At 35.5% G+C, this 12,485-nt stretch carries 8 protein-coding genes; all 8 read right to left on the bottom strand.

What is annotated here, in order from left to right; all coding sequences use genetic code 11:
• Window positions 1-216: 216 nt before the first annotated feature.
• The 8 genes from LDK52_RS13495 to LDK52_RS13460 are packed head-to-tail and all read right to left on the bottom strand — an operon-like array spanning window position 217 to window position 12,419.
• Entirely contained in the window at window positions 217-897 is a 681-nt protein-coding gene (locus LDK52_RS13495) for a DUF4956 domain-containing protein (RefSeq protein ID WP_277586481.1), read from the bottom strand.
• A gap of 19 nt (window positions 898-916) precedes the next feature.
• The gene (locus LDK52_RS13490) at window positions 917-1,627 is read right to left on the bottom strand and encodes a polyphosphate polymerase domain-containing protein (RefSeq protein WP_277586480.1); all 711 of its coding nucleotides are present in this window, start codon (window positions 1,625-1,627) and stop codon (window positions 917-919) included.
• A gap of 1 nt (window position 1,628) precedes the next feature.
• The gene (gene pelG, locus LDK52_RS13485; RefSeq protein ID WP_277586479.1) at window positions 1,629-4,715 is read right to left on the bottom strand and encodes an exopolysaccharide Pel transporter PelG; all 3,087 of its coding nucleotides are present in this window, start codon (window positions 4,713-4,715) and stop codon (window positions 1,629-1,631) included.
• The gene (gene pelF, locus LDK52_RS13480; protein WP_277586478.1) at window positions 4,687-6,132 is read right to left on the bottom strand and encodes a GT4 family glycosyltransferase PelF; all 1,446 of its coding nucleotides are present in this window, start codon (window positions 6,130-6,132) and stop codon (window positions 4,687-4,689) included. The genes pelG and pelF overlap by 29 nt, the downstream gene beginning before the upstream one ends.
• Before the next feature lie 5 nt (window positions 6,133-6,137).
• Entirely contained in the window at window positions 6,138-7,967 is a 1,830-nt protein-coding gene (locus LDK52_RS13475; RefSeq protein WP_277586477.1) for a DUF2194 domain-containing protein, read from the bottom strand.
• On the bottom strand, window positions 7,942-8,859 hold the full coding sequence (locus tag LDK52_RS13470; RefSeq protein ID WP_277586476.1) for a hypothetical protein: 918 nt from the start codon (window positions 8,857-8,859) through the stop codon (window positions 7,942-7,944). The genes LDK52_RS13475 and LDK52_RS13470 overlap by 26 nt, the downstream gene beginning before the upstream one ends.
• Entirely contained in the window at window positions 8,856-11,036 is a 2,181-nt protein-coding gene (locus LDK52_RS13465; protein ID WP_277586475.1) for an NAD-dependent epimerase/dehydratase family protein, read from the bottom strand. The genes LDK52_RS13470 and LDK52_RS13465 overlap by 4 nt, the downstream gene beginning before the upstream one ends.
• A 36-nt stretch (window positions 11,037-11,072) precedes the next feature.
• Window positions 11,073-12,419, bottom strand: coding sequence for a right-handed parallel beta-helix repeat-containing protein (locus tag LDK52_RS13460; protein WP_277586474.1), 1,347 nt, complete (start codon window positions 12,417-12,419; stop codon window positions 11,073-11,075).
• Window positions 12,420-12,485: the final 66 nt, after the last annotated feature.

The raw sequence follows: 12,485 nt of genomic DNA, 5'->3' as shown, positions 1-12,485 counted from the left end.
GGTGGTTTTTTAAAATACTAAACTTCAAAAAAACAAGAGCAACTTTAATCGCTGTTGTTTTGGTTTTTAATTTTGTCAATTTAATAAGTCATATATTTATTAAAGCATTTTGTATTTTCATACTTAGAGCCGCAAAAGCTTAGAGCTATGAAATATTGACTCAATATATTTAGTAATGTGAAAAACCCTTCGTTAATCACAAAGGGTTTTTCGTCATTATTGAGCATAGTCACCGGTATAATTTACGAGAGAGCAAGATTCTACTCCGTCCGTTTGGTCTAGTATACGCATGAAAGAGGTGTTGTCATCTTTCAAGTTTACTTCTACTGTTTGTTCCGTGTAGCCATTGCGAATCGTTTTAGATTTTAATGTCGTGTTTAGTTTTCTAAGTTGGACTCTAATGTCATCTGTTGCTAGGTCTGTATGTCGAATGATAAGCAAATACGTTTGTTGTTTTATTTTCTTTCTTGATAGCCATGCTAGTGTGAGCCCGAATGCTAAAGAACCGATGATTGCTAATGGGTACATTTTAGCTCCAGTGGAAATGCCAGCTGCAATTGCCCAAAACATATAAACTATATCGAGAGGATCTTTAACGGCTGTACGGAAACGCACAATACTCAGTGCTCCTACCATCCCAAGTGACAGGATGATATTCGTACTTATTGTCATGATGATTAACGTTGTAATCATCGTCATTAATACAAATGATGCATTATAGTTATAGCTATACACAACTCCACGAAAGAATTTTTTGTATACGTAAAAAATGAATATCCCAATTGCAAACGAGCATAATAGACCTAAAAATATATCAATATATGAAACCGATCGAAATGCTTCCAGATGTAGTACGCTCTTTTTTATAACATCTTGGAAATTGACTGTCTCACCCAAATCGAACTCCCCCAGTGGATTATTGTTTAAAATGTTGGATATTAGTCTCTCTACAAATCACATACTTTGAAATTGCGGAACGGACAAACTGATCTGGTCTAACAAGTTGCCTGATGTTATCTGGTAAAAATTGATCGAATTTCACTTCCAGTATTGTTTGTTCTGGTAGTAAAATTTCCTCGTATACTAAATTGTTATTAAACAGGTCAAAGTCGTTTATTCCAGCAGCTAATTTTTTATCAAATGTCACTCGAACATTGCCAAGTTCATATATATAAGCCTCTCTCCAATAGTCCACAATAACTCGAGGTTGAAATCCTCGATATTTTAATGCAGCATAGAAATCCTTTAATAAATGATGTTCTTTTTTTGCAAGAACGTCCGCATCTCCCTGTAATATTGCTTCATATTCTGAAAGAGATAGAGGTGCAGATTCTTTACTAATGAAATCTCCGTATTTACTTTTCCTCTCCAGACTTATTTTTTGATCACTACCGTTATAAATGCGAATACGGTATTTTTCCCTACTAAATACACCATTATTTTTATCGTAAAGGGCATGATCGTGGAGTCCATCAAAATATAAACTCCGAATATTGTAGCCTTCCTCATTCAATGAGTTTTTATCTAAAGTGAGAAGTGCGGCTACTTTTTGGCGTAACGTAAAATAGTCTTGGATATTCATGTAATATTTCAGTTCATTACGGAATTTTCTTCCTTCTAACGTCATGTTACTCCACCTCAAATTCTCTTATGCCATAGAAATTATTTCCTTCTTCATCAATGTAAATCTCAAAGGAGGACTGTTCATTTCCTTCGTTGTCTGAAACGGTTACTTTCCAGAAGTATTTTCCTGGAGGTAGCTTTCCTAAAGTGAAGTAATTCTCCCTAAGTCCCTTCTTCTCCGCTACTATATCCGTAAACAACGGATCTTTTGCAACCGACACATTATATAGTAGATTATTCATTTGAAGATCATAAGAAATTGCCCAGGACAACTGAATTTTTTCTAATTCTACAATGACATCATTCATAAAGAACGGCTTTGGCTTTTGTAAATCATCATAAAACCGTTGCTTCGCGCGTTTTGGTGTATCCCTAATAATTTGCAATTCATTCTCAAAGTTTGTATTTACATCAGGTAAGTAGTCCTTATCTGGCTCGCGAAGTAAGAATGGCTTTACCACTTCTTCATAGTTAGCTAGCTGTTGATCAATCGTTTCGCTATTAATAATTTCTGATAGCTCTTCCACTTTTTCAATTAAATTTTGGACGTTTTTTTCACTTCGGAAATAACGGTTAAATAATTCATTTCCCCAAAAGTTACTTATCCCTGCTTGATAGGTCCGAATGCTATTATCGTTCCTTTGCAGCTCCCATCCGCCATCATAATCCCACGGAAGAATAAACCATCTCTCCGAGTTTAAAGGGGAATAGAGATAAAAATTATTCGCATCTGTATCCATATTGTCCATCAAAATATTCATCGCAGCCCAAGTCATTAAATTATCCAGGTCAAAATGTTTTTCCATGACGTCTTCTATAGGTATCGCCTTATTATTCACATCATCCAGCATAGCAATTAGCTTATCATGCTCTTCCCGACCCTTTACTTCCAGAATCGTTTCGAATTGTTTCTTATCATACGTTGGATCAGTATGAGATTTTATAAGCTCTGGATATCGTTGAAATTCAAAAAAGTTCACTTTATATAAGTAGCCATTCGGATCAAGCCAATGATTTTTTAAAAACATTTCGTTTGGTTGCTCGATTTGTGTATATAGTCCGTAATCTTCATAAGTTCCATTATTTTCTTTCGTCATATCTTTTACATATACATGGACAAATTGAGTCCGCAAACTAGTGGTGTTCGGTATGTTCTCCATTAAGTCAAAGCTTAGTTTGTTTCGCACACGGCTTAAATCGGAAATATGCTTATTCAAATTTATCGTCCGCTGATCCTGCCAAAGACCTGCACTGTCAAATAGCTTAATTTTGTATGACTTTTGAGCAGCATAGCGAGCAGTATTCCCTCTAAGACTAATCTTGGCATTTGCTTCTGATATACCGTGTCCAAACATTCCTTCCATTGAGCCTTCTCCATTTTCTATACCCTCAGACATGATAATATCCAGTGACTCGTCACTATATCGATCGGTAATACGATTTAATGCATACCAATCTACGTCCTGCTTTTTTTCTGACTTTTTTGGTAAAATAGTTAAATAGAGCGTTTTAATCGCGCTATCTTCATCTCGTTCATATATCCTTTTGTCTTCTACTAATTTGTCGTTTGAAGTAGTATCTTCCACTACAGCCGCTTGTGTTTCCGTGGAGCTTTCTGCTGTCTGCTCGGCCGAACATCCTACCATCAAAAGAAGGGATGACAGTACTATCCCAAAAAGAGAAAGTATTTTCTTTTTCTTCACTATCTTCATCGTTAAAGGCTGTGAAAGGAACGTATAGTAATCAATATGCGAAAGTACATACAGTAAGCGAACAATCGTGCAAATTAGCGCCAAAAAGGAAGCAATAAACATTCCTAACCCATCAATCCCCATTTGAATCGTCACAATTGTAAGAACACCGTTTAACATAAAATACAGCGCACTGATCATTAACACACCTTTCCGATCATCAAAATACATCAGTGCATGAATCATCACAAATGTAATAATAAAGAAAAAGTAACCTAAACATAATAAAATATATAAATCCAATTGATCCATGGAAAAACCGATTTTAGGTAAATAAATAATTCCTAATGCTATGCCCATTACAGTAAATAATAGTTGCACCTCTACCAAGAAACCGATTCGATGTAATAATACACTTTGCATTTTTGTTTTAGCGTTGTTCATACTCTTATATGTACCGCCATTCAAAACATTTTTATAGTAATGAACAAATCTTTCATAAAAGTCCGTTTCTACGACTATAACAAATAGCACAAGCGATGGTACTACAGATAGATACGCATAAAATACTGGTAAATCATAAAAAGGGGCTAATAAAAACCGACCAGAAACTAGTAAACGTTGCTCCGAAAAAAGCCAGTACATAAAATTATGTACATAGACACTGCTATAGAGAAAGAAACCACTAAAAAAGATAATCGGGTATTTACGAAAAGTGGAGAAGAACGCAAAATAGTCCTTATTATTATTCCTTGGAAATACCTGTTCGAAATGATACATCCCCATTGCAACAATTACTAAAAATCCAACGTCCATCCCCACTAATGAGCTAGTAGTTGGGGGAAGTGAAGTAAATTTAAATACCAAAAAACTAACTAAAAGAGAGGTCAACACCCCAATTGTGAACCCCCTTACAATTCGCTTATAATCTTTAAGAGCAGACATATAGACGTTTTGAATCCAAATGATGATTAATTCGATAAAGAACAGATACGCAGAAATTTTGTATCCTAAACTTTCGTCTACCCCATATAAAAATACAGCAGTCGCGATGCCCGCAATAGGCAAAACAATTATTAAAGCACCATAGAAGGAAGATATAATCTGTTCATATTTTTTTTGATATAGCATGTCCGCCACATGTCTTGTTAACACAATACTAATCCCACATGTAAACATGATTGAAAATATAAAGCTGTAGGTCATCGTTGAAATAAACAATTGTTTGTCAGAAAAACTGCTTGCATTTGCAGTCATCAATTGCTGTTGCACTATTACTAATAGAATACAAAGAATCATTGGCCCAATAGTGGTCATTGATGAATATGCATAGGCTTTTATATTCCCAACAATTCCTTCCTCCTTGTATAATTTACGAAGTTCGAAGCCTATACCCGCCATCCACTTTCCCCCCTATTGTTTGATAGATTTCACGATAACTAGAGATAAATTCACTTCGCTTGTATTCATTTTTCACACGTTCAAAGCCATTGTTTCCATATGTTTCTCTTAGTTTTCTATCTTGGCATAGTTTAATAACATAGCTTGCGATTTCTTCATAGTGCATAACTGATGCTACAAATCCGGCAGGTCCGTACATGTCATTTGGTCCTCCATTTATTAATTCCTTACAGCCCCCTACATTTGTACAGACAAATGGCTTAGCACTTGCTAATCCCTCTAAAATTGCTAAAGGCTGTCCTTCACTTATACTCGTGAGTATCATGACATCCATTTTCCCAATATAGTCCTTAATCTGCACCATCCCGGTGAAAATTACATCCTCTACTCCGAGCGACTCGACCATTTGCTTACATTCTTTATCATAGATTTCGTCTTCCTCTGCAGGACCCATTATATATAGGACAGCATTTGGAACCTCCTGTTTTACAAGTGCAAAGCTTTGAATCATTGTTTTAATATCTTTGATCGGCACCATTCGAATAACCGCTCCAATTCGAATGATCCCGTCATCTAATGCCGTTTCTACATGAGCAAAGCTTACTATATCTACACCATTTGGGATGATTCGTATTTTCTCTTCTGCACATCCCAGTTCAACCTCTATTTCTTTATTTCTATTGAATAAAGTGATGACTTGATCGGCAGATTCATATATTGAACTAGAAAGCGTGTAAAAGTAATTGATCCATAAGTCTTTAAAATATCCTTTGAGCCAATCCGCTTTAATAATTTCTTCTTCCCGTTCCCTAGAGTAAATACCATGTTCCGTCAGTAATAATGGCTTGTTATATACATGCTTTGCTAAAGTTCCAATAACTCCAGCGTACCCTGTTGAAACAGAATGATAGACATCTGCATCTGGTATTTCATGTCGTATAGTTAAGAAGAGTGGTAAAATCATAGAACTAAGCGTCCAGAACAATTCCGTAAATGGAACCTCCGAATACGTATTCTTTCCTAACTCTTCCACCAAATCAAAATAATCCATACTAGTTAGAAAGTCTCCTACGTTTCTAAACTTGTCACTGCGAATTAAGTCAAATAACTGTCCCCAGTTCACCTGCTCCTGACCTTGAATCAAAGCAGCTAGAGACTCTTTTTCCGCTACGCTAAGGTTATATCTTTTTCCCCACTTGTTGCCTTCATACATATATTCGTCTAAGAAAACTTCCTTCACTTCTATTAAATTAGGAGGTAGTTCATAACGAAACTCACTCTTCTTCTTCGTCTCTGCTCCGATGGCGAAAATGATGAACTCATGCTCTTTCATCTCCGTAATAATGGAGTGGATCCAGCTAGAAACACCTCCAGACACATAAGGATACGACCCTTCTGCTATTAAACAAATTCTCAAGTTATTCACTCCAACTCTATTTTGAATTCTGAGCTCTTTGCAGTTACTAAGTAAACATTGTCATCAATTTTCAGGGCTTCACAATGATGAAGCCTTTTAACTTTCTTATCCGTTCTAAAAATGTAGGAAGTTTCTGTTTGATAATTAGCTATTGAAGCAGAAACACTATTTTCCTCTACTCGCCAATTTACTTTCGTTTGAAGCGTATTTCGCATATCTAGCGCAGCCTCGGTTGCTGTCATCGGTCTAATCCATGGGTATGTTTCATGCACTCTGTCCATATACTGATTAAACTGGAGATAGAGCTCTTCCCATCCCATATTATTACCTCTATCACTACTTATTACATCATCTGGATGAATGAAGTGAGAAAATACGCCAAGCCCAGTCATTGTATTTGCTTCTGCCCAATGGTTGTATATGTCATCATAGTAACCAGATGTAATACGTGGCATTTCGAGAATATTGTCTTGTGCTATTTCGAATTCCTGTACATATGCCAAGTTCTCCTCATCTTCCCCATATAGAGATGAAATAACAGTCAAATCTGGCCACCCATTCTTTAAAGCTGCTCTCCCTGTTGAAGATAGTACATTGGAAGGAGGAACATAAGCGGTAACCGTATAGGATGGAAACGCAGTTTTTGCATAGTTTACTAACTCATCAATAGCTTCTGTCATATCTTCTTCACTTTTCCACGCGTTGTATCCAAATTTGTCGGATACTTTGGTATCTAACACTAATGACTGATGATTATATCCATGAAACGCTAATTCTCCTCCACTCTTAATAATTTCTCGTCCATAGGATATGAGGCTATTCCCTTCAATATCGTCGGAATTATTAAAGGGAGGAATAACTCGATCATTGTAAGACTCGATCACTGCACCTGTGTATTTCATGTCATACTTCTTAGAAGCTTTCAGCATATTTGGCCACCAAATATCTCTGAAGAAAGAGGGGGTGTCCAATTTATATTCTTCATAAATCGTTTCGTTCTTCCCATAGGCAATGGGCGCCGGAAAATCATCTATAAAAAATACTTTCGAGTTGAAAATTGTATAGATAAAGTTTGGCTCCAGCATACTTAAGGCACCTGTAAAAAATCCTCGATTCATCTTCTCTGATAACAATGTACTGTTAAATGTCATAAAGGCTCCTTGGCCGTATTCCCTTCTCCAAAGTAACGGGATTTTCTTTTCACTTTCAGCCAATAATTCTGCTTCATCATCCAGATCAACCGTAACCGATACATTGCTTAAAAATTCGTTCTCTATTAATAAGTCTTTTTCTCCAATAAGGACATTAGAAGTTAAATGTACTCCCTTTGTTTCTACAAAATCCCCAAAAGAGGTAACTCCAAATAACCTATATAACAATTGATATTCTGAGTTTATTTCCAAATAGGACATGAAGAATATATAGCCCCCGCCGTAAACAAATTGCTCAATTTCCTCTGGTGTTCCCATATTGATAATTTCATTCGTAGCTAGTATAACCACTTCACATTTTGTTAGATCTGGCTGTTCGACATTGATATCTACTGCTACCGTTTTTTTCTGCATATACTCCAGTGATTTAATGGCATTTGCAGATAGCTTCTTACTATATTCCTCTTTCTCATTGGAAATTACGCAATAGTTACTTCCTTCGAGCTCTGTTAGCTCTGCCTTCGGTAATTCCGTGGATGCAAGAGTTGCTTGCCGGGCTAAACTTTCGTTTATTTGAAATTTCAACACATATTGGGAGCGGGAGAATTGCAGCATAATCCCTAACATTAAAACTAGCGCAATAATCATGTATAACTTTTTAGAAAAGTTTTTTTGTACTTTCATAACCCAATCCTCCCGACCAATAACGGACAATTGATAATGCTTGATTAGAAAGCCGAATACTCGATTTCTTTAAGTCCTCTAATACTTTTAACATGTTCGTAATAGAACGAGTTGTATAGTAGAGATCCATTAAATTTAAGTAGGCATTTTCTTCATCAGGATATTTACTCAAATACTGTTGACACGTTTGTTCTGCTTGAATATACTCCTTCATCTCCATTTCCGTTTTAAATTTTTCTTCAAATACTTCCATATCCTCTGCCCCATTGATAATAATTTGATGGAGGGTTTGAATATACGTATATTTATATCTTCTAAGTGTTTGATTGTCCAAAAATCCGCTTTTTATATACTTCTTTAAAACTTCCGCATAAGTCTTCGCTACTTGGTTGTTTTCTTTATGTTGATCGAATTTTACGGAAATCTCTTGTAACGAGATAGACAATTTCCTTTTTGCTTCCATGATCGCTGAAACTGCATAATGAGAGGTTTCTGTATCTTCATTGAGGACCGCGCTTTTGATAACTTCTATATATTGCATGGTGTCTTCCTTCAATACATCAATCATTACTCTTCTTCTCGTCATATAATCATTAACCAACAGCGCATCTTCGATTGGAATAATATTTAGCTCTTTTTCTTTGTTTACTTTTGTAAAGGTTTTAAGTAGCTCTACATCTATATTTTCTTCCTGTTGCTTCATGTACTCACTAAATAATGCGCCTCTATTAGTAATCCACGCTTTTGATAAGAAAACCGGAAATAACCAGCCGACACCTGGGAGAAAAGAAACGATTGTCATCTTCAGCAGCCATTCCTTCCAGCTTTTATTGGAGATAAATATTAATATGATTCCACTTATAGCTAAGTAGAGAAGATAGTAGAAAATCATATGGCACCTTCTTCTATCCAGTTCATTCTAATCCCATGTTGTTCAAATCTATTTAGAACAGTTGCTCCATCTACATGATCCGTATTGGATAACAAGACAAAAAAGTTTTCATCTTCCAACTGTCCTATATAATCTGTATCTCTTAGCAGATGTGATAATTGGTTCGCATATTCAGATAACGGTTTTTCATTCAAGAGTCCTTTCAACAGTAAGAATGGCGTTTTGTTTGTTAACTGTGCTTCTTTCTTGCTTTCTAATATTGCGGAGAACACATTTTTCGTTAAAATTCTTGTATTCGGTATATATCGATTCACTTCAGTTGCTTCGATATATGCAAAAGCATTACTTAGCGCTGATTCTACTAGTAGGGTCGTAACCTTAAAGAGATTCTCATAATGTAGCGAAAATCCATCAAATCTTAGATCATTTATTGTAATAATGGCAGATAATTTTCCCTCTCGATGAAGAGGAGCAGCCATCATAGGCATTGTAGGATCCAGCTCTTTATTGACAAATACTTTGTCTGTTCTCATTAAATACTGAACATATTCGGACTTTTCCACATTCAGTGATTTAACCGCTGACATACTTTCGTCATTGGAATGAGCAACTAATCTTAGGAATGTTCGCTCTTTATTGATCACATAAATAGATACATTTTCGACATTCATAATAGTTTGTATAACGTGGATCGTACGGTTTATTACTTTTTCAGGCTCTAGCCATTCCAGTTCTTTAATAATCGAATACACTTTTCCAAAACTATCTCCACTGTTAAGTACTCGTAGTTGAAGTTCATCCTTTACTTCTTTCATTTCTGAATAAATGCTATTAAGGAAGTTGTAACGTTCTTCCGTTTGCGCTAATTTTTCTTTTTGTTCCTTTAACTTGTTATTTTTACTTTGCGTTGTATAACCTACTATTAAGCCAATTAGTAGAAACAACGAAACCTGGAAAAAGAAAGATGTATCGTAAAGTAGCGAAATAATTTCTCTTCCATTTTGAAGCTTTTCTATTGTCAGTAGAAGAACAGATAAACCTACTGCGATAAAGGATTGACGATTTCCATACACAATACCAATCAGCACAATGTAAAAAATAGATACATTAATTGCACTTAGCATGCTGAATTGTTCCGTAAAGACTAGTAAACATACAATCGTAAATAATAGGACGTTCTCAACATATGGCTGAAAGACTCTATAAAGTTTGGAAGGTTCATATTTAGGTATAGGTTTCTCAGGTGCCTTTTTCTTTTGATTAAGCTTTTGTTCCAGTGCCCAATCATAAGTCTGCTTTAATCCTTGTTGGAGGCTAAACATTGGACTCCAATCCAATGCATCTTTTACTTTGTCATTGCTTAATACGGAATTGTAAATATCTCCTGTTCTAGCCGCTGAGTAGCTAATATCTAATTCTCCATGAAACTCTTCCAGACAATGCATTAGATTATTTACGCTTTCTTGTTTGTTTGTCGATAAATTATACACACCCTCTAACTCGGTATTAGAAGCTCTATACAATGCATCTGCTACATCTTTTACATAGATAAAATCTCTCGTTTGTTCTCCATCCCCATGAATTAGGATTGGGCGATTGTCCAGTATATTTTTTAAAAAAGTGGATACAACCCCCCCCTCTCCTTCATTACTTTGCCTTGGTCCATATACATTGGAAAAGCGAAAACAAACGCTTGGAAAATCATACATTTCGTTCCATTTTTGACAGTAGGACTCCCCCATCCACTTACTAATTCCATAAGGAGATATCGGATTGCAATTGGCATCCTCTTTAATCGGAAGCTCGTCATTTGCCCCGTATACAGCTGCCGAAGACGCAAATAGAAATTTGGGGACACCGTATTTTTTGGAGAGACTTAGCATGTTCACTAAACCAACTAGATTAATTTCCATATCCTTTAATGGATTCTGGATTGATTTTTGTACACTAACCTGTGCAGCCAGGTGAATAACTACATCAAATTGGTAGGATTTATATATTTCTTCACACTTGGTATCTTGCACGGAAAGATGATAGCTTTTATGTTTAATCGTTATATTTTCTTTTTTCCCTGTAGATAGATCGTCGATTATAAATACATCGTATCCTTCTTTGAAATACCTTTCTGCCACATGAGAACCTATAAAGCCAAAACCACCAGTTATTAATACCCTCATTATCTGTCCTCCATTATCCTAGTCATTCACCATAAGCTACTGTTCTATTTCATTTACTAACCTATTTATACGGTTTTCAATACTTTTAGGAATGTCTGTTTGCTTGGTGATCGAGTAAACATGATTGTTTTTGATTAAATTATTTTTCCCTTTTTTTTCACTATGTTGAATCGCTTTTTGTCCTGGTAATTTGTAAATATAATTGCTTGTAAACTTGTTGTTAGAAGTATTATTTTGTAACGTGATTTCTCCGTACCCTTCTCGTCTTTTGTCATTATGCATTAAAATGTTTTTGATAATAGTATTTTTATATGCTCCCCCGTTATCCTTACCTGAACCTCCCATAATTAAACCTGCACCGTTATTGTTATATATCACATTGTTTTTCACTGTGATAAACGAAGTGTTTTTTTGATAATTTTCACTTGCCAATTCAATACCAAAATCATTTTCGTACACTAGATTATTTTCGATTATTATATTAGTTGACCCATCCGCATAAATTCCTCCTGCCGCAAAACTCCCTTCGTAGGCTGGATTATCTCCCGAACTATTTTGGTATACTCGATTATGTGCGATAACACCATTCCTGGCCCGATCTTCACACTTTTCCTCACATGCGTTATAATAACCCGCTATATCTATTCCAATATTGTTATTATGATGAATGTCATTTTGTGTAATCGTGAAACCTTCAATATTCCCGCTTAGCGTAAGTGCCTCGCTCCGCCCTAGCGTCAAGTGATGAATATTATTTTGGTTAATAACTATATTCGACATTCCCTCTTTAGAACTACCATAAAATAAGATTCCATGTGCACTTCCTTTTTTTGCTCTATTTTCAATATGATGAATATTATTACCTACCAAATGAATATTACTTGCTGTCCCTCTAACGAGAATTCCGGCTGGATACTTCTTCTTGCTATTAACAAATAAATTTCGTAACTCGAATCCTATAATTTTTACATATTCTACATTTTCTAATTGAAAAATTGCCCTGCTTCCAGTTTTAAAGGATATATTTGACCCATCCAAAATAACTACTTCTTGCGGAAATGCTCGAAAGAAAATATATCCATTTTCTTTCGACCCTGAGTTAATAATTTTAACTGTCTCTTTGTAAATACCACCTCTCACATATACAGTTTCTCCAGCTTCTAACTCACCTGCAGCCTTTTGAATCGTTTTCCAAGGCGCTCCAATTGAACCATCGTTTAGATCATTTCCTGTAAGCGATACATAATAAATATGTTTTTCCAAATTACTTGCGGTCACCTCCAATGAAGAGAATAAGAATAAAAAATAGATCGATACAACCATAAATAAGCCAAAACAAATATTATTGTAGGTATAATTTCTCCCAAAAATATCCGAGTTCATAAAATACCTCCTCCACAAAAGGTTCTTTGTTACTATTTTCCAGATAGTATAGCAGTATAAAAAAAA

It is taken from the genome of Psychrobacillus antarcticus (assembly GCF_029533155.1).
Classification (GTDB): Bacteria; Bacillota; Bacilli; order Bacillales_A; family Planococcaceae; genus Psychrobacillus; species Psychrobacillus antarcticus.
Note: the sequence above shows the minus strand (reverse complement) of the source record. Positions and strands in the feature narration are given on the sequence as shown.